This is a genomic window from Lacticaseibacillus casei DSM 20011 = JCM 1134 = ATCC 393 (genome assembly GCF_000829055.1).
Taxonomy (GTDB): domain Bacteria; phylum Bacillota; class Bacilli; order Lactobacillales; family Lactobacillaceae; genus Lacticaseibacillus; species Lacticaseibacillus casei.
Window position 1 is genome coordinate 1,187,987 of the sequence record NZ_AP012544.1, and the last position, 21,845, is coordinate 1,209,831.

General features: G+C 48.7%; 17 protein-coding genes and 1 riboswitch. Of the genes, 14 read left to right on the forward strand and 3 right to left on the reverse strand.

Annotated elements, in window-relative coordinates:
• Nucleotides 1-54 precede the first annotated feature (54 nt).
• The 7 genes from LBCZ_RS06015 to LBCZ_RS15540 all read left to right on the forward strand — a co-directional run bounded on the left by LBCZ_RS06015 (nucleotide 55) and on the right by LBCZ_RS15540 (nucleotide 9,333).
• Nucleotides 55-2,325, forward strand: a complete 2,271-nt coding sequence (locus LBCZ_RS06015) for an ATP-binding cassette domain-containing protein (protein WP_025012982.1) — start codon at nucleotides 55-57, stop codon at nucleotides 2,323-2,325.
• A gap of 192 nt (nucleotides 2,326-2,517) precedes the next feature.
• Nucleotides 2,518-3,651: a tRNA 2-thiouridine(34) synthase MnmA gene (gene mnmA / locus LBCZ_RS06020; RefSeq protein WP_025012981.1), complete on the forward strand. Its 1,134-nt coding sequence runs from the start codon at nucleotides 2,518-2,520 to the stop codon at nucleotides 3,649-3,651.
• Nucleotides 3,652-3,887: 236 nt separating this feature from the next.
• A complete protein-coding gene (locus tag LBCZ_RS06025) occupies nucleotides 3,888-4,550 on the forward strand; it encodes a histidine phosphatase family protein (protein WP_025012980.1) in 663 nt (220 codons plus the stop codon).
• Nucleotides 4,551-4,592: 42 nt separating this feature from the next.
• Nucleotides 4,593-5,261, forward strand: a complete 669-nt coding sequence (locus LBCZ_RS06030) for a tetratricopeptide repeat protein (RefSeq protein WP_039638962.1) — start codon at nucleotides 4,593-4,595, stop codon at nucleotides 5,259-5,261.
• A complete protein-coding gene (recD2, locus tag LBCZ_RS06035) occupies nucleotides 5,248-7,716 on the forward strand; it encodes an SF1B family DNA helicase RecD2 (protein WP_025012979.1) in 2,469 nt (822 codons plus the stop codon). Before LBCZ_RS06030 ends, recD2 begins: the two co-directional genes overlap by 14 nt.
• 6 nt (nucleotides 7,717-7,722) lie before the next feature.
• Nucleotides 7,723-8,940, forward strand: a complete 1,218-nt coding sequence (locus LBCZ_RS06040; RefSeq protein WP_025012978.1) for a GNAT family N-acetyltransferase — start codon at nucleotides 7,723-7,725, stop codon at nucleotides 8,938-8,940.
• A 234-nt stretch (nucleotides 8,941-9,174) separates the two neighbouring features.
• The gene (locus LBCZ_RS15540) at nucleotides 9,175-9,333 is read left to right on the forward strand and encodes a hypothetical protein (RefSeq protein ID WP_162483684.1); all 159 of its coding nucleotides are present in this window, start codon (nucleotides 9,175-9,177) and stop codon (nucleotides 9,331-9,333) included.
• Between the two features lie 67 nt (nucleotides 9,334-9,400).
• Here the strand turns inward: LBCZ_RS15540 and LBCZ_RS06045 are convergent, their stop codons facing one another.
• The 3 genes from LBCZ_RS06045 to LBCZ_RS06055 form a co-directional block, all read right to left on the reverse strand.
• Nucleotides 9,401-10,351, reverse strand: coding sequence for a diacylglycerol/lipid kinase family protein (locus LBCZ_RS06045; RefSeq protein WP_025012977.1), 951 nt, complete (start codon nucleotides 10,349-10,351; stop codon nucleotides 9,401-9,403).
• A 168-nt stretch (nucleotides 10,352-10,519) separates the two neighbouring features.
• A complete protein-coding gene (gene rnjA / locus LBCZ_RS06050) occupies nucleotides 10,520-12,202 on the reverse strand; it encodes a ribonuclease J1 (protein WP_025012976.1) in 1,683 nt (560 codons plus the stop codon).
• Nucleotides 12,203-12,206: 4 nt separating this feature from the next.
• Nucleotides 12,207-12,419 (reverse strand): DNA-dependent RNA polymerase subunit epsilon, encoded by a 213-nt coding sequence (locus LBCZ_RS06055; RefSeq protein WP_010488611.1) that lies wholly within the window; start codon nucleotides 12,417-12,419, stop codon nucleotides 12,207-12,209.
• Nucleotides 12,420-12,964: 545 nt separating this feature from the next.
• Between LBCZ_RS06055 and LBCZ_RS06060 the strand changes: the two genes are divergently transcribed.
• From LBCZ_RS06060 to LBCZ_RS06090, 7 genes are all read left to right on the forward strand, one after another.
• Nucleotides 12,965-13,414: a hypothetical protein gene (locus LBCZ_RS06060; RefSeq protein ID WP_025012975.1), complete on the forward strand. Its 450-nt coding sequence runs from the start codon at nucleotides 12,965-12,967 to the stop codon at nucleotides 13,412-13,414.
• A gap of 347 nt (nucleotides 13,415-13,761) precedes the next feature.
• Nucleotides 13,762-15,741: a glycoside hydrolase family 127 protein gene (locus LBCZ_RS06065; protein ID WP_039638965.1), complete on the forward strand. Its 1,980-nt coding sequence runs from the start codon at nucleotides 13,762-13,764 to the stop codon at nucleotides 15,739-15,741.
• Nucleotides 15,742-15,975: 234 nt separating this feature from the next.
• Entirely contained in the window at nucleotides 15,976-16,530 is a 555-nt protein-coding gene (gene def, locus LBCZ_RS06070; RefSeq protein WP_010488607.1) for a peptide deformylase, read from the forward strand.
• A gap of 105 nt (nucleotides 16,531-16,635) precedes the next feature.
• Nucleotides 16,636-16,799, forward strand: a riboswitch (M-box (ykoK) riboswitch).
• A gap of 216 nt (nucleotides 16,800-17,015) precedes the next feature.
• A complete protein-coding gene (locus tag LBCZ_RS06075; protein ID WP_025012974.1) occupies nucleotides 17,016-17,831 on the forward strand; it encodes a P-type ATPase actuator domain-containing protein in 816 nt (271 codons plus the stop codon).
• Nucleotides 17,832-18,092: 261 nt separating this feature from the next.
• Complete coding sequence (gene pdhA, locus LBCZ_RS06080; protein ID WP_025012973.1) at nucleotides 18,093-19,205, forward strand: pyruvate dehydrogenase (acetyl-transferring) E1 component subunit alpha; 1,113 nt, start codon at nucleotides 18,093-18,095, stop codon at nucleotides 19,203-19,205.
• Nucleotides 19,206-19,207: 2 nt separating this feature from the next.
• Complete coding sequence (locus LBCZ_RS06085; RefSeq protein ID WP_010488601.1) at nucleotides 19,208-20,185, forward strand: alpha-ketoacid dehydrogenase subunit beta; 978 nt, start codon at nucleotides 19,208-19,210, stop codon at nucleotides 20,183-20,185.
• 17 nt (nucleotides 20,186-20,202) lie between these two features.
• A complete protein-coding gene (locus tag LBCZ_RS06090) occupies nucleotides 20,203-21,843 on the forward strand; it encodes a dihydrolipoyllysine-residue acetyltransferase (protein ID WP_025012972.1) in 1,641 nt (546 codons plus the stop codon).
• Nucleotides 21,844-21,845: the final 2 nt, after the last annotated feature.

The following is a 21,845-nucleotide window of genomic DNA, read 5'->3' on the forward strand; positions in this document are numbered from 1 at the left end:
CGTTGTGGTGAGCACGCGTCAGTAAGCACACGAATGGTTAGAGGAGGACGCTGGATGTTCGAGCACGGTTTTATCGAAGTGCATAACGCCAATCAGAATAATCTGCAACACGTGAATATTAAAGTTCCAAAGTACGCCATTTCGGTTTTCGTCGGGCGTTCTGGGTCAGGCAAGTCGTCGTTGGTCTTTGACACCATCGCGGCCGAATCACGCCGGGAACTAAACGAAACCTTTCCCAGCTTTACCCAGCAATATCTGCCCAAGTATGGCCAACCCGACGTGGGTTCAATTGACCATTTACCGGTCGCCATCGTAGTTGAGCAAAAACGAATCGGGAAAAATGCCCGGTCGACGCTAGCTACCTATACCGGGATTTATTCACTTTTACGGCTACTTTTTTCCCGGATCGGCAAACCCTTTATCGGTTATTCGGATACCTTTTCATTCAACCTGCCACAGGGAATGTGCCAAACGTGTCAGGGACTCGGCTATGTCGATGATATTGATGTTAAAAAGTTGATCGATCCGAACAAATCATTAAATGAAGGGGCTATCACGTTCGTCAGCTTTGGACCGGATACTTGGCGGTGGCGGCGCTATGTCTATAGTGGGTTGTTTGACAACGATAAACCGTTACGGGATTATACGCCGGAAGAAATGAAGCTGTTGTTATATGCGCCGCAACAGACACTCAAGCATGCACCTGCCAAATGGCCGCGAACGGCTTTGTATGAAGGGGTTGTGCCGCGCATCAAGCGATCGATTATTGGCAAAAAAGAAGCGGAGCACCACAAAGCGGCACTTGCCGAAATTGTGACGCGCAAGCCCTGTCCTGCATGCCATGGCACGCGCTTGCGTCCGGAAGTGTTGACCTGCCTCATCAATCAGACCAATATTGCGCAGGTATTAAAAATGGATCTGGTCAATGTGCGGGAGTTTTTGAAGAAAATTCAGGTTCCACTAGCGCAAGATGTGATCCGCGAACTGTTGCGGAAAATCGATGCTTTAATTGATATCGGGTTAGGTTACCTTTCGTTGGATCGGCCGACAGAAACACTTTCAGGTGGCGAGACCCAGCGCATCAAAATCGCTAAGTTTCTGACCAGCGCTTTGGTCGACATAGTTTATATTCTTGATGAACCCAGCGTCGGCCTCCACCCGCATGACATCGAATTGATTAAGCGGGCACTGGTGCGGTTAAAGCAAAAAGGCAATACGATTTTGATTGTCGAACACAATCCGGCGTTAATTGCATTAGGTGATTACATTGTCGAAGTCGGTCCCGGTGCCGGCACAACCGGTGGCCACATCACGTTCACCGGCACTTATCCGCAGTTGCTGGCTAGCCAAGCACTCACTGGCCGACTGCTTAAACAGCGACTGACGTTTCGTCAACCGCGGCCAGCTAAGACGACGCTTGATTTACCCCACATTAAGCGGCACAACCTGAAAGATGTCCATGCCGTCATTCCCTTGGGCATCGAAACCGTGATTTCCGGAGTTGCCGGATCAGGTAAAAGCACGCTGGTCAGCGCATTACGCGATCATTTGACAGTGCCATACATTGATCTGGCACAGGCCGACATCGGTGCCAACATTCGCTCAACGCCGGCAACTTACCTGAAAATTCTGGACCCGATTCGCAAAGTTTTTGGCCACGCGAACCATGTCGGCAGCAGTTGGTTTAGCTACAATGGCCGCGGCGCTTGCCCACGCTGCAAAGGTAAAGGGGTAACGATTACGAACATGGCCTTCATGGATCCGGTTGTCTCCGTCTGCGAACAGTGCCACGGGCGCCGTTATAACGATCAGGCACTGAGTTACACTTATCACGGCCAAAATATCGCTGACGTGTTACAAATGCCGATTGCTAAGGCGCAAACCTTCTTCGCTGAAACAAGCGAGATTGCCAAGCCGCTACGGAATATGGCGCGGGTGGGGCTTGATTACCTAACACTCGGCCAGCCGCTGACCACGTTGTCAGGTGGGGAAAAGCAGCGTCTCAAGCTGGCGGTTGAATTAAATCGCACGGGCGAAGTTTACCTACTAGATGAACCGACAGCCGGCCTCCACTTACAGGACATCACCAAATTGTTGCGCTTGTTTGACGATTTGGTGGACGCCGGAAATTCACTGATCATTGTCGAACACAATCTGCAAGTCATCAGTCAGGCCGATTGGTTAATTGATATGGGTCCTGATGCCGGCATTTATGGTGGGCGGATTTTATACGCCGGAACCCCGGAAGCTAGCATGCAGGTCAAGCAATCCCGAACCGGCCAGGCATTGCGACAATATAACGAAGCTCCGGAACGGCGGGCATAATGCCAGAAGCAGGGTAATCGACGCCGCTTAACCGTCACAGCACGTCTGGTCGATTTAAAAAACTTGGTCCACTTTAACCCAAAAGTCGGAAAAGGCTTGTGCAGAGCTGTGCTTGCTATCTTTTTGTGGCCTGCTATAATAACACTTACTGGAATTCGACCTTCAAATCGGATATCTCCAGAATCTGATGAAATGATGGTGATTGTTTTGGACAATTCCAACACCCGAGTTGTTGTCGGCATGTCTGGCGGCGTTGACTCCAGTGTCACGGCGCTTTTGCTGAAGCAACAGGGATATGATGTTGTCGGTGTCTTTATGAAAAATTGGGACGACACCGATGAAAATGGCGTTTGTACGGCGACCACGGATTATGAAGACGTGGCCAAGGTCGCTAGTGAAATCGGGATCCCTTATTACTCGATTAATTTTGAAAAAGAGTACTGGGATCGGGTTTTTCAATATTTCCTAGACGAATATAAAGCCGGCCGGACACCAAATCCTGATGTTATGTGCAACAAGGAAATTAAGTTCAAGGCATTTTTGGACTATGCTGAGCAGTTAAATGCGGACTACATTGCGATGGGCCATTATGCGCAAGTGAAGACCGATGAGGATGGCGTGACTCACATGTTGCGTGGGGCTGATGGTAATAAAGACCAGACATATTTCTTGAGTCAGCTTTCCCAGGATCAGCTTAAGAAGTCGATGTTTCCGATTGGCCACCTGCAGAAGCCGGAAGTACGTAAGATTGCGGCTGCTGCGGGACTTGCTACAGCGAAAAAGAAGGATTCGACCGGTATTTGCTTTATCGGTGAGCGGAACTTCAAGCAGTTTCTAAGTACCTATCTGCCAGCGCAGCCCGGTAAAATGATGACCGTTGATGGTGTCGAGATGGGCACCCATGACGGGCTAATGCATTATACGATCGGTCAGCGTCAAGGCCTTGGCATCGGCGGCAATTCGCAAAATTCTGAGCCTTGGTTTGTTGTTGGCAAAGATTTAGACAAGAATATCCTTTACGTGGGCCAAGGTTTTGATAATCCTGCCTTGATGGCCACGAGTCTCAGTGCGTCAAACCTTAACTGGACAACCGGAGAGGCGCCTGCAGAAGGCACCCACATGACAGCAAAGTTCCGTTATCGCCAGCGTGACACGGGCGTTACGATTCACTATCATGCGGACGGTACAGCCACGGTTGATTTTGACGGGCCGGTTCGTGCTATTACCCCCGGTCAGGCCGTTGTCTTTTATAACGGCGACGAGTGCTTAGGCGGCGGTACTATTGATGCGGCTTACGCCCACACGAATGAGTTGCAGTACGTTTAGTAACGTATGAGGCCCAAATAGAAAAAGTTTCAAAGTGGGGAACACAATTCACAATGTAGTACGAAAACGAACTTACTTCCAAATTTTGCAAAATGGAAGTAAGTTCGTTTTTGAGTTTTCATTGGTGATTTGTTTTAGTTGCGACGCACCAGTTTTGATCCATCCCTGAGCGTGCTTGATATTTATGGCGAAAATACTGATAATGAAAAGGTTAAGACGTAAAAGGAGAGCGGCTTGTGACCAAATTATATTTTGTACGCCATGGCAAAACCGAATGGAATAATCAAGGACGTTATCAAGGCGCAAATGGGGACTCCCCGTTGCTTCCGGAAAGTTTTGAGCAAATCAAGGCATTGGCCGACTATTTGCGTGGTATTCCTTTTGCCCATGCCTATGTGAGTCCGCTTAAACGTGCGCGGGTGACGGCAAAGACTTTAATTAAAGATTTAAATGAAACAATTCCGCTAACGGTTATGCCAGCGTTGCGCGAATTCAACTTGGGCAAAATGGAAGGCATGACGTTCAGTGACGTTGCCAAGCACTTTCCGCAAGAGCTACATGCTTTTCGGCATGAACCGGCTGCTTATGATCCGCGAAAAATTCATGGCGAGTCGTTTCCCCAGCTGATCAATCGCGCCATTCCGGCCATCGTTGCGACAGTTGCGATGGATCGGAGCGGTGAGGCTAATTTGTTGTACATCAGTCATGATGCCGCACTGGCTGCGGTTATCCAAAGTTTGCTGGGGACGCCATTAGCCGAGATTCGCAAAGATGGTGGCCTTACAAACAGCAGCGTGACGATTTTACAGGCAGATGGACCAAGTCTGCCGTTTAAATTAATTGACTGGAACGAGACCGGCTTTTTACCGGAACCGCCAAAACCAACCGACACCATTTGATTTTTGACACAGCATGACCACGATATGAGTAAAGAGGTTGTTATGGATTCGGATATTTTAACCGCATTCAACCAAGGAAAACACGAAGAAGCCGTTCATGCAGCAGTCAAAGCCATTGATGCTGCGCCGAAAGATCCTAAGCGCTATGCCATGTTGGCAACAATGCTCATCAGCTTGAAGGCCTTGGATCAGGCTGGCGAACTGCTCGCCAAAGCCCGCAACCTTTTCCCGACTGATATTGAACTTCAATACACGGCTGGCTTATTTGCCTATGCACAGGCGGATTATCCAGCCGCAGCAGCCTGGTTTGCCAAGTGTCGCAAGGACGAGCACCTCAAGAACGATGCCACTTACATGTTGGCGTTGAGTTACCAACAGGCAGGACAAACGAAAAAAGCCCTCGCATTTGCCCTCACCGCCCACGAATTGGCCCCCAAACAAACCGACGCGGCTTTACTTGCAGCCGATTTATTATTGGCAGCACAAGCGTTTGACGCGGCAGCAGACATTTTGAAGCCGTTGCTTGACGACAAACAACCGCAAATTCTGTTTACTTATGGCATGGCGTTAAGTGCCGCTGGCAAAGATGGCAGCCATTATCTGGATGAAGCCAAGCGACTCGATCCGAAGGGTTATGATCAAAAGGCCAGCGCCGTCGCCGACATCAACCGGTTTTTAAAGCTACAGGAGGGTCATGATGGACAGGCATGAGGATAGTGTCACCGGCCGGGTCAAAAGCATTTTCTTTCAGAATCCGAAGAATTTTTTTAAAATTCTCCTGATTGACATCACGGCCACGACGATCACCTGGACCGAACCGGATATTGTGGTGACTGGCACGTTTGGTGACATCAAAGAAGACGAAACATACACATTTACCGGTCATGTGATTGACCATCCCAAGTATGGCCAACAGTTTCAAGCAGATAATTATCACGTCGATCAGCCAACCAACAAAACCGGTTTGATCAATTATCTCAGTTCGGATAAGTTTCCGGGTATCGGGCCAAAAACTGCTGAGAAGATCATTGATAAGCTTGGAGTAGATGCGATTAATCAAATTCTCGATGATCCTGCATCGCTTGAAGGCCTTGGCATCACTGCCGCAAAGCGAAAAATGCTGGTTGACAATCTCAAGACGAATCAAGGCATGGAACGCGTCATCATCGGACTGAATGATTACGGCTTCACCAGTAACATGGCCGGGCGGATTTATCAGCAGTACCGAAATGATGCGCTAGAGGTGATTAAGCAAAACCCGTATCAACTCATTAATGATATTGCCGGCATCGGGTTTACCCGCGCCGATCAAATTGCTGCCAAATTGAATATCGCACCGGATTCGCAATTGCGTCTCGGCGGTGCCGTCATGGACACGCTACAACGCCTGACCGATGGTGAAGGGGATACTTTTGTCGAACTGCGCACACTGGTTACCCAGACACTTGATTTGTTAGAGCGGGCACGGAATATTGCCGTTAAGCCGGATGACGTTGGTCAGGCCATTGTGACCCTAGCTAAAGATAATGAGCTGGTCGCTGAAGGCAAGCGGATTTTTCCTAAACGGCTCTATGATTCAGAGTGGCAGATTGCCCGTCAGTTGAAGGGATTAGCCGAAGCAGGCGCGAAGGCTGAAGAACCTGAGCTGCCAGATATTGAAAAAACGTTAGCGGAAGTGCAGGCAGACACCGGCATTGCCTACGATGATGTCCAAAAAAAAGCAATTGTCACGGCTTTACGCTCGCCGATTTTCCTGTTGACTGGCGGCCCCGGTACCGGAAAAACGACCGTGACAGATGGTATCGTTCGCACTTATGCGCGACTACATGACCTCTCGTTAGATGCCAATCAGTATAACTCGGATGATCCATTTCCAATCATGTTGGCAGCACCGACTGGCCGTGCAGCTAAGCGAATTAGCGAGACGACGCAATTACCAGCCAGTACCATTCATCGATTATTGGGACTAGGTGTGGATACGCAGGATTTTGCGCCTAATGATCTGCCGGACGGGCTGTTGATTATTGACGAAATGTCGATGGTCGATACGTATTTATTTCGCACGCTGTTGACCGCGCTTCATCCTGGCATGCAGATTGTGCTAGTGGGAGATAAGGATCAGCTTCCTAGCGTCGGTCCGGGACAGGTTTTTGCGGATCTTTTACGCAGCGGTGCATTGCCCCAAGCCGCATTAACCCATATTCATCGCCAAGACGCCGATAGTTCGATTATTCCGTTAGCTCATGCGGTGAATGCCGGTAAACTTCCTGACGATTTCACGCAACCGCAAGTGGATCGCAGTTTTTTGGCATGCACGCCTAGCCAAGTGCCGGAAGTCGTGGGTCAGGTCGTGAAACGGGCTGCTGTTAAGCAGTTTTCGATCGCCGACATTCAGGTTTTGGCGCCAATGTATCGCGGAACGGCCGGAATTGATCGCCTCAATCCAATGCTGCAGAATATTTTAAATCCTAAACGTAGCACGCGGACCAAAACCGTTCATTTTGGCGACACCGAGTATCGAATCGGTGATAAAATCCTGCAACTGGTCAATGATCCTAATCAGAATGTCTTCAATGGCGAAATCGGCCAGATTGTCGGGATTACGTTAGCAAAGGAAGCACCAAGCAAAACCGATGAGCTGACGATTGATTTTGACGGCAATGAGATCACCTATAAGCGTAGCGATTTTAGCAAAATCACGCTTGCCTATGCGACATCGATCCACAAAGCTCAAGGGAGCGAATTTCCGATGGTGATTTTGCCGTTAACCTTGCAAAGTCGCCGAATGTTGCGGCGAAACTTACTCTATACCGCCATTACCCGGGCAAAGTCATTTCTGATTCTGGTTGGCGAACTAGCAGCCTTTGAAACGGCGGTTGGTGAAGTGGCCGTCAATCGGCATACAGGGCTGGTTCAGCGGTTGCAGCAGGTGTTTGACATCGAAGGATCACAAACGGCTGCTGAAGAAGCTGCGGTGCCACAACCAGCTTTGCCGCACCAATCCGCACAAATTGACACAAATGGTTCCGACTCGGATAATGAAGTTAGGCCTGCCAAAATGGCACCTCACCAGTTAACGCCAGTGTTGGCAGCTTCGCAGAAAATTGATCCGATGATTGGAATGGATGGTATAACCCCGCAAATGTTTATGACGGAGGAGAATTAATTTTGTATGGAGGACAACATACGCAAGTCACTGGTCATTAAGCCAGTGACGCCTAAGGATCTTGAGCAGTTCAATGATCTTTTGACTTATGTGTTTCAGGTTACGCAAAAAGACTTAGAACAATCCGGCTATGAAGAAGGCGAGTTGGAGCGGGCCAAGCGTCCGGTTTTGGAAAAATCAGATGTACTGGGGTGGTTCCATAAAGATGAGCTTGTTAGCTCGCTTGCTATTTATCCTTGCACGGTGAACATTCATGGGACGTTGTATCAAATGGCCGGACTAACCGGCGTCGGGACTTATCCGGAATACGCGGGTCATGGACTGATGCACGATTTAGTTAAGTTGGGCTTGGAGCATATGCGCAGCCACAAACAATGGATTTCGTATCTGTATCCCTACAGCATTCCGTTTTATCGCAAAAAAGGCTGGGAGATCATGTCGGATCATCTCACGTTTGACGTCAAAGATACCCAGCTGCCGAAACAGGTTAATGTTCCTGGCCACGTTGAACGTTTGGAAATTGATGATCCTGACGTGATTGAGACATACAACCGCTTCGCCATGAAAAATCACGGTGCCATGATCCGCAACCAGTTAAACTGGGACGAGTACTGGCGCTGGGAAAATGAAGAAGAACGGACTGCAGGTGTGTACTATGATGCCGACGATCAACCTCAAGGCTATGTTCTGTATTGGATTGCGGACGAAGTTTTTCATGTGAAGGAAATGATCTACACCAATCAGGAAGCCCGCGTCGGGTTGTGGAACTTCATCAGTGCCCATTTTTCGATGGTGACGCATGTTAAAGGCAACATTTACAAAAATGAGCCGTTGCATTTTCTCTTGGATGACGGGGATATCTATCAAACCATTAAACCTTACTTCATGGCGCGGATTGTGGATGTCAAAGCCTTCTTGGCACAATACCCGTTTGCAACCGAGACGACGGAACCATTCCACTTTATTGTGAGTGATCCGTTAGCGCCATGGAACAACGGGACATTCGGTGTTTACTGGGATGAAAATCAGCAGGTGCACATTACCGATCGGCCGGTTGGCGAAGCCATTACGACAGACATCCAGACACTGACGACTATGCTCATGAGTTATCGGCGGCCTTCTTATTTGGCCCAAATCGAACGGCTTTCGGCTAGTAAACACGCCATTAAACTGTTGGAAAATGCCGTGCCAATGGAAGAGCCTTACTTTTCGGATTATTTCTGATTGGATCTTGGTAGCACAACTTAAGTAATCGGTTTGGCGTTTGTATATCCAACAAAAGCACTGAGTATCGCAAAAGGGCGAGCCTAGGTCACAATTCACGGACACAATACAGAAGCGGACATACTCCAACAATAACTGGAGTATGTCCGCTTCTAGTTTCCCAGGAGAATTTGTTAGGATTATTAAGATGTCAGTGCCAAAGCGGAGCAATCGTAGGACGGATGGGGCTCAGCCGTGCAAACAACACAGCGACCGTTTTTGTCGCTGATGTTGTTAGGCGACTTTGAGACAGCGGGCTTCTGGCTCAAAGAGCCGTCACAGCGTTCCAGCCACATCTGGCCGGAGATTGCGGAGTTTGGCACGGCAAGGAACTTATTGCCTAAGCTTTTTTGATTATTCGGTATTCTTTTATCTATGAACGTCCTAGTAAAATTGGGGCTCAGCAACTTTTGTCATTCATTTAAATACTGCGGTCAATCCAAAAGCGCTGGCTGGCCACTGAGAAGTCAATTTCAAATGGTCGCGTTCCCATCTCTTCGCCATCCATCTGGCCGAATTCCAGGGAGCTGGTCTCGACCGTTAGTTTATTCGCATGAAAAAGGTGAACGGCTTTGCTGGTCGGTGTTTTGCCGCGCAGCAGTTGTAGCATTGCCAAGGCCCATGAGACGATATTGAACCATTCTACGATCACCAAGTCTAACTGGCCATCAGTCGGATCGGCGGGTTTGTAAAGCCGGATGCCGCCGCCGAAGTAAGGAATATTCGTGGTGGTACAAATATAAGCATGGTGAAAAAAATGGCGGACACCTTTTTCATAAACTGCCACTGGAAAAGGGCGGCGGGTCAGTAACATGCCGAGAACATGGAATAAGTATGTTAACTTGCCGAGGTGGAATTTGTTTAACAGTTGCTTGCTGTCGCTATGATTGGCGGCATTGACGACGGCTGCATCAAACCCAATGCCGATATTGTTGACAAAATAACCGGATTCATCGCGAGTTCGTTCGTGGTAGCGACCGATATCAATTGTAACCGGTTTAGAGGCTTGCAGAATCTGTTCTAGCGCATGCATCGGGTCCTCTGACATACCGATGCCCCGCGCGAAGTCATTGCCTGATCCGGCTGGTACATAGGCAACCGGGATATCATGTTGACGAGTGCCGATTAATCCATTGATAGCCTGATTCAACGTGCCATCGCCGCCGATCACCAACAGAACCGGATGTTCATGCGTGTTGAAGTTACCGATCTGTTTGGTAATAACGTTGGTATGGCCAGGATAACGCGAGGTTTTGATCGCGTAAGGCAACTGGCGCTGATCCAAGACGGCCTTAACCTGTTTAAAAATCGGGATGGCCGCACCGCCACCAGCCGCCGGGTTATAGATAAGATAATAAAAAACAGCCGCCATCAACTTTCCTCCTAATCAGACACGCAATCAATTATACCGAAAAACTGAAGAAAAACAATGCAATGACGTCCTCTCCAGAAGCCAAAAAAATACCGTACTGCCGGCAACAATGCGGCAGTACGGCCATGATCGACATTTTGAACAACGATTGTTTTTGACAAGTCGGCTTTAAAGTAAAATCAACATCGGCAAAATAACTGGATGTCGTTCGGTTTTATCGAACAGAAATTCCTGCAAGTTACTGATAATCGCGTCTTTTAAACTTGCCTCGGTTACTTTTTCATTATTGGAAAAAGTGGATTTGATCGTGCGATAAACCCGCCGTTGCGCTTGGTTGATCAATTCGCCTGATTCACGCATGTAGATGAATCCGCGTGAGAGCAAATCCGGTCCAGCCAAAACCGCTTGCTTCTGCATGTTGATGGTTGCGACTACGACGACCAAACCTTCTTCTGACAACATGCGGCGATCGCGGATAACCGCATTGCCGATGTCGCCAACGCCGCTGCCATCGATGTAAACGTCGCCAGCAGGGAAGTGGCCCGCAATCCGCGCACTTTTTTCCGTGAGCGCCAATACGTCACCATTTTCCATGATGAAGCAATTCTTTTCCGGAACCCCGCATTGTTGGGCAAGTTCACAGTGAATCTTTTGCATCCGATATTCACCATGGCAGGCCATGAAGAATTTCGGTTTGATCAGGCGCAACATCAATTTCTGATCTTCTTGACCACCGTGGCCGGAAGTATGGACGTTGTTGACTTTGCCATGAATCACTTCGGCACCGGCTTCGCTCAGCTGGTTAATCACGTGGTTAACGCTGACTGTGTTGCCCGGAATCGGATTACTGGAGAAGATTACCGTGTCACCGGGCTGAATGCTGATTTGGCGATGGGTACCATTCGCAATCCGGCTCAACGCAGCCAGTGGTTCACCTTGCGAACCCGTGCACAGAATCATAACCTTATCGGCAGGCAGTGAATTCAGCTGGTGGGCGTCAATTAAAACATCGTCCGGGATGTTCAGATAACCTAGCTCACGGCCATTGACCATCGCGGTTTCCATCGAACGGCCAAAGACCGCAATCTTGCGGCCATGTGCCATGGCGGCATCAGCAGCCTGGGCAATTCGCGAGATGTTGGACGCAAATGTCGCGAAGATAATGCGCCCATCAATTCGATCAAAAATATGGCGAATCGACTTACCGACAAAGCGCTCTGATTTGGTAAACGTCGGGATCTCGGCATTGGTCGAATCAGACATTAAGACTAGGACGCCTTCTTCGGCGAAACGACACATTTTTTGAAAATTCGGTGAAGGTTGGTCACCAACCGGCGTCAGATCAAACTTGAAGTCACCGGTCTGAATGACAATTCCCTGTGGCGTGTGGACGGCAATACCCAATGTATCCGGGATACTGTGGGTGGTGCGGAAAAATTCAACACTCAGTTTTTTAAACTTTAAAACGGTGTCTTCATTGATCTCCGTCAGCTTTGTTGTGCGTAACAAGCCGTGTTCCTCGAGCTTGCCGCGAATCAAGGCAGCTGCTAACGGCCCAGCATAAATCGGGACGTTTGGAACCTGCTTAAGGAAGTAGGGAATGCCGCCGATATGATCTTCGTGGCCATGGGTAATAACCAAAGCCTTGATCTTGTCTTTGTTCTGAACTAAATAGGAATAATCGGAAATGACATAATCAATCCCAAGCAGGTCATCTTCAGGAAATTTGATCCCGGCATCGATGACGATGATTTCATCTTGGAATTGAACCCCGTACATGTTCTTCCCGATTTCACCTAAACCGCCGACAGCAAAGACGGCGGTTTCGTTATTTTTAATATTTAATTTCATATGATTAGAAGGTCGTCAGCTTAAAGTTGGCTGACTTTTCCTCATACTCCAGGAAATTTCCGGAGAGTTCCTGGATAAATTCAATGTTGTAAGGCGTGTTCGCTTCTACAAGTGCACGCGCTTCAACCGCAGATGGCGCCTCGAGGTAAAGCGTCTGGGTTGTTTCCCGCCGCGGATTTTGGACCTTGTCTTTTTGATATAAGACTTTGTAGATCATGATTGGACTCCTTCCGTGGTACAAAAAGAAAGGAAGTGTGACAAAATGGCTTCCGAAAAAAGGGACACACCACCGAGATAACGAACCATAAAAAAAACATGGTCGATCTCCTTGGAATGGCCGATATTTCGCACCGCTTGAACCGCAAAATGGCAACAAAGCACCCTTGCTGTGGTTCATTTCTTGCCACAACTCCTAAAACCTTTATGACCGATCGATTTGTTGTGAATACAACAGCTAGCAATAGTTTAGCATAATCAAGAAGGAATGAACAGAGAACGCATTTTGAAGAAGGCAGTTACATGTTGAACAGCAGGATTGGACGGTGCGTAGCGGATTTTAGCGATTACCATTACCACTTTTACACGTCAGCGTCCGCGTTAACACTCACGATTGCGAGTTAAAAAATGAGTCAGCACTTTTCAGAATTTTAGATTAACGGCGATGACTGCCAAATGTTTTTGTCTGATTAGCGAGTTGCGACTGGTTTTAGGTATAATAATGATAGAAGAAACAAAAGTGTTATCTAGAAGGGGGTGGACGTCATAGCATGGTTTTTAGTCGTCCTGTTACTGGTTGTCGTGGCAATTCTCTTAGCATTTAGGAAACGCTGGCGGCGCAACAAAGCCATTCAAATATTACTTCATCACAGCCAACGATTAACAGATCAAACAATGGCGGCAGCTTTACAGACACTGGATTTTCCCGTCGCTAAGCCGTTAGTGTCAAAACCGATGGCAGACATATGGGGACATGGCATCATGGCATTTTCATATCAATTACCGTTGCAAACAAAAACCCTCAAACAGCAGCCCCTTGAAAAAGCTTTGCAGAACGCAGCCGAAGAATTGGACATTGCAAGTTCGGATCCTGCATTGCCGCCTTTTGTGATTACCGATTTTTTTGTGTTGGACGGCCAATTGCATGTCGATGTCGCGTTCATCACCAACCAAGCAACCATTGAGTATGTCCGTGATGTCAATCGCGTGGCGTGAGAGAATGATGTAGAAGGTGCAGCGCACAGTCATTGTTGTTGCGAAAATCATCCTTTGCAGGGACCAAGCGGTTAAAAGGTAAAATTTCCAACTCCCCAGAAACTTCAAAATGAAAGGAACCGATCCAAGGCTGAGGAATAGTGCTTGGATCGGTTCTTTTTTAACTCCAGTATACATTTTAACATCGAGCGGGTTCCGCACTAAGATAATAAGTAACAACACGAACCAGAGAAAATGGGAACAACAACATGGCCATTAAGCGTACAGAAAATTAAGCGCTTTTTTTGAATACTGCCTTTGTCGTACAAGATGTACAGCTGTGTTGAAATTATAGGAGGAATGTACATATGAAAATCGAGAACATCAAAGTCACAGATCCGTTCTGGACCAAGTACAGGACCATCGTCAAAGACAAGCTAATTCCTTACCAGTGGTCAGTCATTAACGACGACAGGGCCATCACGATTGAGAAAGAAAACGCTGGGGCATACGACGCCGTGGAAAAGAGCCATGCTGTCGAGAACCTAAAAATCGCTGCCGGCTTGGCCAAGGGACACTTTTATGGTTTCTGGTTCCAAGATTCCGACGTCTACAAGTGGTTGGAAGCCGTGGCGTATGCGCTTCGATATGCACCGGACAAGAGGTTAGAAGGTATCGCCAACAACGTCATCGACATCATTAGCCAGGCTCAGGAGCCGGATGGGTACCTAGACACATACATTCAGATTGAAGCGCCGGAGCATAAATTTACCCACGTGTCCCTGAGCCATGAGCTGTACGTCATGGGCCATTACATTGAAGCCGGGGTTGCCTACTATCAGACTACACATTATCGGAAGGCATTGGACATCGCCAAGAAAATGGGTGACTGCATCGATGCCAACTTTGGACCCGAAGATAAAAAGATGCACGGTTATCCCGGGCACCCGGAAATTGAGTTGGCGCTGGCCAAACTGGCCGACGAAACCGGCGACGTCAAGTACACCCGGGTGGCAAAGTACATGATCGACCAGCGAGGCACCCGGCCCAATAATTTCTTCGAGGAACAGCTTAAGAACGTTCAAGCTAAGAAGATTGAGGACCCCTACTATAGCGATGCCAGCCAGCCGGATCCAGAACCATCTTACTTCCAAAATGACGTGCCTGTTCGAGAAATGACCAGTGTGGAGGGCCACGCCGTCCGGATGGTCTATCTGCTCACCGGTATGGCCCACGTGGCTCGGCAGACCAGGGATGAAAGTCTCTTTGCTGCCAGCCAGCGTCTATGGAAGAACGTTACCCGCCGGCAGATGTATATTACCGGCGGCGTGGGCTCGTCTGCACCCAAGGGCGAAGCCTTCACCTTCGATTACGATTTGCCCAACGACACAGCTTATGCCGAGACCTGCGCTTCTTGTGCGATGTCCTTCTTTGCTAAGCAGATGCGGGATACTTACCAGGATGCCGATTATGGTGATGTGCTGGAGCGGGAACTATATAATGGTACGATTTCGGGCATGTCCCTGGATGGAAAGCATTTCTTCTATGTGAATCCTTTGGAAGTGGATCCCAAGGCCAGCAAGGAAGATCCCATGAAGTCCCATGTTAAAGTGCAGCGCGCCGCTTGGTTTGGCTGCGCCTGCTGCCCGCCGAACCTCGCTCGACTGGTGGCGTCGGTAGACCAGTACATCTACACCGTGACGGAGGATGCTATTTATGCGGATCAGTTCATCGGCAATGAGACCACTTTCGATAACGGGCTAACCATTGAGCAGACCGGCAATTTTCCCTGGTCTGGTGATGTGCAGTTTGCCATCACGGCAAAGAAAACGGTGAAAACGACTGTGGCAATTCGAATTCCTGCTTGGAGTCGTGATCATTACGCGGTGACCGTCAATGGTCAACCGCTGGCTGTGGAACTGGATCAAGGCTACCTGAGGATTAAGAGAAATTGGTCGGGAACAGCGCAGATCGCAGTCACGCTAGACATGAGCGTGCAAATGGTCCACGCCGACCCCCGAGCTAAGGACGATGTGGGCAAAATTGCCATCCAGCGCGGGCCGGTGGTCTACACGCTAGAACAAGCAGATAATGGCTGTCAGCTCCAGGCCAATACCCTGCCGGTAACCCCGGCGTTCACCGTCACCTCCGATGATCAAACCTTTGCGGTGCCGATAGTGAAGATTACCACGACGGCCCTGCACACGGACGCCACCACGCCGATTGGCAGCCTATACGGTACACCGGCAACCACGCTGACGCATAAGAAGCAGCTCACTTTCATCCCGTACTTTGCGTGGGCGAATCGAACCCCGGGGGAAATGATGGTCTGGGTACACCAGACGTAAGGGTGATTCGCGATACCTAATGATTTGGTTCCTCTGGTTAGCTGGGTGAGGTGTAATTTTGCTGTAACGCAATTAACACTTCGAATGCTTACCAAAACTAACTGGAACGTGGGGGACGGCAATAATTGCCTTGGGTCACTTATGCTCCGATTTCTAAGGGTTCTTTCATGCTTTGCTTTTCACACTTGCAGCGGTGTGCTAATCTAGTAAAAGAAATGAACGGAGGTACGGATCTTGTATTTAATGAAGGATATCACTCGTGACGGCGCTAAAGTTTTGCGTGAAAGAGCTAAGCCGGTAACGTTTCCTCTTTCTGATGAAGACAAAAAATTGGCTCACGACATGATGGCCTATCTGGTGATTAGTCAAGATGAAGAGCAAAACGAAAAATACCATTTGCGCCCCGGCGTTGGTTTGGCAGCACCGCAAGTCGGCCAGAGCAAAGCGATGGCTGCGGTTCTCGTGCCCGGAGAAAATAACGAAATCCTTTTCAAGGAAGTTTTGATCAATCCGCGGATCATCAGCAACAGCGTACAGCACGCTGCTCTTGCTGAAGGTGAAGGCTGCTTGTCTGTTGATAAAGATATTCCCGGTTATGTCGTTCGCGCCGATCGCATCACGATTGCTTATCAAAACGAGGCCGGAGAACATAAAAAAGTCCGCCTTAAGAACTATCCTGCCATTGTGTGCCAGCACGAGATTGACCACTTGAATGGTGTTTTGTTTTACGACCACATCAATAAGGAACATCCCTTCTCAATCGATCCAAATGCTGTTTTGATTCATTAAAACAGCTGAATTTTCATTGCGGTCGGCACAATTGTGGAAGAGGGTGCGTGTTATTGTTGACATCCCTCTTTTCATCGGCTACTATAGATTACGGTAAATAAATACGGTGCTTTCCGTTAGGTGAGGCTCCTATACGAACAATGTTGCTGCTCAGAAACATCGAGAGATGCCAATTGAGTCAACTGCGTTTGCCCATTAAGGCTTACGCTAACGCAACTGAAGCTCGCTTCTAGGCGTATAGTGCTAAAACTAAACGATTGGGATGCTATTTCTGCACGTCCTCAATCGGCGTGCAGTTTTTTTATCTGAGGGAAAGTAGAAAAGGTGGTGAGCATAATGGAACAATCTTCAAAGAGTAGCGGTAGTAGCAGCGATTTAGCGGATCCCGGAAGGCCCATTATGCTGCCGCTACGATCTCTTAAGTGAAATTAATGGATTTGGCAGCATCGCGGCTCTTTTCGGGATATACGGAAAGGAGTTTGTCGATGTTGATGATGATATCAAGCGGCCTGACGCGCTATGAAGCGCAAAGGGCTCAAAAAGCAGTGACATCCCACCAGAATCCGATCAGCAAGACAAAACTCTTTTTGCCTTTGCTGGCGGTACTGGCTGGTGTGAGCAGCCTAATTAGCTTTGTCAGTCACAGCTGGCTTTTAACTGCTATCATTGCGATACTGCTTGGATTTTTGATGGCTGTGGTCGTTTATTTGATCACAGCGTTGACTCGGCATCAAAGCAATCCCCAACAATCAGTGTTGGTCGTGCGTGAAGGACTGGTTCGTCAGGTTCAAGCGCAAGACCTTGTCGTTGGTGATGTTTTGATGCTGACAGCGGGAGAAAAACTGCCTGTTGATGTTGCATTGTCCCCTGAAGCGCACGCAACCTTGCCAAGTGACATGGCCGGGCTGCTGGTTTTGTTGAATCAGCAGGTGCCTGCAGGAATGGGCGTGGCTGGTGCCGTGATGGCAACCGACGCCCAAGCAACTGTGACTGCAGTTTGGCATAATGGTCTACTGGACCGTGCGTTAATGCAGCTTGCGAATCAATCCACAAATCTAGCGTCAACTTCACTTGCAATGAGTGCGGTTACCGCTATGACACTTGCGTTGAAACAGATTTGCTGTGTGGCTCGCATGACTGTATCAATTCTCCCGGCAGAATTGTTCAAAAGCAAACAAATAGATCGTGCAGTGCAAATTCATCTGGATATGGATTTTGCACGCCACGCCACCTTGGTTGGCGCCATGAAACATCACAGTAAAACCAGTGATTTCTGGCACAACCAAGATCCGGTCTCGTGATGCACGGACAATGTTTTGATGATGAAGAGGCACGCGATTGTGAAACGACGTGCTTTTTTTGTGTCTTAATAAAAGGGGCCGCCTGTTATAGTCTGACAATGACATAACGGGCGGCTTTTTTTCGTAAAAAGTACTTCTTGTGTACCTTGAAATAAAACGCTTGCAACCACAATTTTGCAATGTTACGCTTTGTTTGTAAAGATTTTCATTAGTACAGTTTTCCTGGGTTAATAACTACAGGAATGGAAAGAGGTTCTGATTATGGCAAAACAGCATGCTGCAGTTGATTTTAAACGACTGCTAGACAATCAAGATGCCGATTTTAAGCCGACGATCCAGATTCTGGATGAGGTTGGCAAAGTCGTCAATCCTGATATCATGCCCGATCTCAGTGATGATCAGTTGGTTGATTTGATGTCCAAGATGGTTTGGCAACGGGTGCTTGATCAACGGGCAACAGCGCTAAACCGGCAAGGACGTTTAGGATTTTATGCGCCGAGTGCAGGCGAAGAGGCCAGCATGATTGGCAGTCATGCGGCAATGAAAAAAGAAGATTGGCTGCTGCCAGCCTACCGTGATTTACCGCAGCTGATCCAACATGGCCTGCCACTGGACAAGGCATTTTTGTGGTCGCGTGGTCATGTCGCAGGTAACGAATATCCAGAAGATTTTCATGCACTGCCACCACAAATCATTATTGGTGCGCAGTATGTGCAGACTGCCGGTGTTGCGCTTGGCTTGAAGAAAAATGGCAGCGATGAAGTCGCCTTTACGTATACCGGTGATGGTGGTACGTCACAGGGAGATTTCTATGAAGGCGTTAACTTTGCCGGACACTTTAAAGCACCGGCACTCTTTATCGTTCAAGACAACGGCTTCGCGATTTCCGTTCCGCGTGCCAATCAGACGGCAGCCAAGACGCTGGCTCAAAAGGCGGTGGCTGCCGGGATTCCTGGCGTGCAGGTTGACGGTATGGACGCACTGGCTGTTTATGAAGTTACCAAGGAAGCCAGAGCTTGGGCTGCGGCCGGCAATGGTCCGGTTTTGATTGAAACACTGACTTATCGGTATGGTCCGCATACGTTATCCGGCGATGATCCGACACGCTACCGTTCAAAGGAAACCGATGAATTGTGGCAGAAACGTGATCCATTGATTCGAATGCGTAACTTCCTAACCGATAAAGGTCTCTGGGACAAGGACAAGGAAGACGCCTTGATCGAAAAGGTTAAAGACGATATTAAGAATGCCATTAACGAAGCCGATAAGGCACCACAGCAAACGGTATCGCGGTTCCTGAAAGATACCTATGAGGAATCACCGCAGAATGTGGCGGAACAACTGGCAGAATTTCAAGGAAAGGAGTCGAAGTAACCATGGCACAAAAAACAATGATCCAAGCCATCACTGATGCGCTTGATGTTGAGTTGGCGAACGACCCTAAAACCTTGGTATTCGGCGAAGATGTTGGTAAAAACGGTGGGGTCTTCCGGGCAACGGATGGCTTGCAGGCTAAACACGGTGAGGATCGTGTCTTTGATACGCCACTTGCCGAGTCAGGCATTAGTGGTTTGGCCATTGGATTGGCATTAACCGGCTGGCGGCCGATTCCGGAAATCCAGTTCTTTGGGTTCGTTTTTGAAACCATGGATAGTATTGGCGGTCAGATGTCGCGGATGCGGTATCGGATGGGTGGTACGCGGTCCATGCCGATCACCATTCGGGCACCATTTGGCGGCGGGGTTCATACGCCGGAAATGCACAGTGATAACTTTGAAGGCTTGATCGCCCAGTTCCCGGGCATGCGGGTTGTTATTCCAAGCAACCCATATGATGCTAAAGGTTTGCTGATTAGTTCCATTCGCAGCAATGACCCAGTGTTATTCCTTGAACACATGAAACTTTACCGGTCGTTCCGTCAGGATGTTCCAGAAGGGACTTACACGGTGCCGCTGGATAAGGCAGCGGTAACGCGTGAAGGAACCGACGTGTCGATCATCACTTATGGTGCGATGGTTCGTGAAGCGCTCAAGGCGGCTGATAATTTAGCTAAAGATGGCATCAATGCTGAAATTGTTGATTTAAGGACCATTGCCCCACTTGATGTTGAGACTATTATTGCATCGGTTAAGAAAACGCATAAGGCAGTGGTCGTTCAGGAGGCTCAGCGGATGGCCGGTGTCGCCGCCAACGTTATCAGTGAAATTTCTGAACGGGCAATTCTGTCACTTGAGGCACCGATCGGTCGGGTTGCGGCTCCTGATACGCCGTTCCCATTTGGTCAAGCCGAAAATATTTGGCTGCCAAATGCCAAGGATATTGAAGCTAAAGTTCGGGAAACCGTTAATTTTTAGAGAGAAGAGGTGCCAACATGGCTTTTGAATTCAAACTGCCAGAACTTGGCGAAGGTTTGGCAGAAGGTGAAATCGTCAAGTGGGACGTTAAACCTGGTGATGAAATCAAGGAGGATGACACCCTTCTTGAAGTTCAGAGTGATAAAAGTGTCGAAGAAATTCCGTCGCCAGTATCCGGGAAAATTTTAAAGATTTTGGTACCGGAAGGCGAAACAGCTTCAGTCGGTGATTTATTGGTTGAAATTGATGATGGTTCAGGTGCGCCTGCCCAGTCAGCAGCACCGGCAGCTTCTACCGCTGGACCGGCTGCACCTGCGCCGACCGCCGCTAAGTCGGTGTATCAGTTTAAGCTTCCGGAATTAGGCGAAGGCTTGGCAGAAGGCGAAATCGTCAAGTGGGACGTTAAGCCTGGTGATGAAATCAAGGAAGATGATACCCTTCTTGAAGTTCAGAGTGACAAGAGTGTCGAAGAAATTCCATCTCCAGTTACCGGAACAGTTGTCAAGATTCTGGTTCCTGAAGGGGAAACGGCATCTGTTGGCGACGCCTTGGTTGATATTGATGCTCCGGGCCATAACGATACGCCAGTTGCCGGTGAACCGGCAGCCACACCGGCAACAAGTGCTGCTGGGGCAGAGAGTGCTTCCGCAACAAGCCCAGCAGCAGGTGCCGTACCAGCCATAACAGATCCAAATCGCGAAATTTTGGCAATGCCGTCTGTTCGGCAATATGCGCGTGAGCAAGGTATTGATATTTCGCAAGTGCCTGCAACCGGCAAGCATGGCCGCATTACCAAAGCTGACGTTGATGCATTTAAGGCAGGCGCTTCAACTACGACCGCAGCTCCGGCACAACCAGCGCCAGAAGCAGCTAAGTCTGCTCCGGCTCAGGCGGCACCAGCAGCACCGAAATCACAAGCGATTACACCATATGTTTCGAGTGGCAGTGAAGCCGAACTTGAAACACGTGAAAAGATGACCCCAACTCGTAAGGCAATTGCGAAGGCAATGCTGTCATCTAAGCAGCGGAGCCCGCATGTCACGAGCTTTGATGAAGTCGAAGTTTCCAAGTTGATGGCTCATCGCAAGAAGTACAAGCAGTATGCGGCTGATAAAGGCATCAAGCTGACCTTCTTGCCATACATCGTCAAGGCATTGGTCACCGTTTTGCGGGAATACCCGGAATTTAATGCGTCTATTGACGACACCACTGATGAAATTGTCTACAAGCATTACTTCAACATCGGGATTGCAACCAACACGGATCATGGCTTGTACGTGCCGGTTATCAAGAACGCCGATGCGAAGAGTATGTTTGAAATTACCAAAGAGATCAGTGACAATGCGCAGAAGGCCTATGACAGCAAATTGAAGCCAGATGAAATGCGTGGCGGTTCCATGACCATCAGTAATGTCGGATCAATTGGCGGCGGCTGGTTCACACCGGTTATTAATCAGCCAGAAGTCGCGATTCTTGGTGTTGGTAAAATTGCCAAGGAGCCATACGTCAATGCCGATAACGAAATTGTTGCCGGTAATCTGCTGAAGCTGAGTTTGAGTTATGATCACCGCCTAATTGATGGTGCGCTGGCGCAAACAGCATTGAATCTGATGGACAAATTGTTGGCAGATCCTGATCTGCTGTTGATGGAGGGATAAGT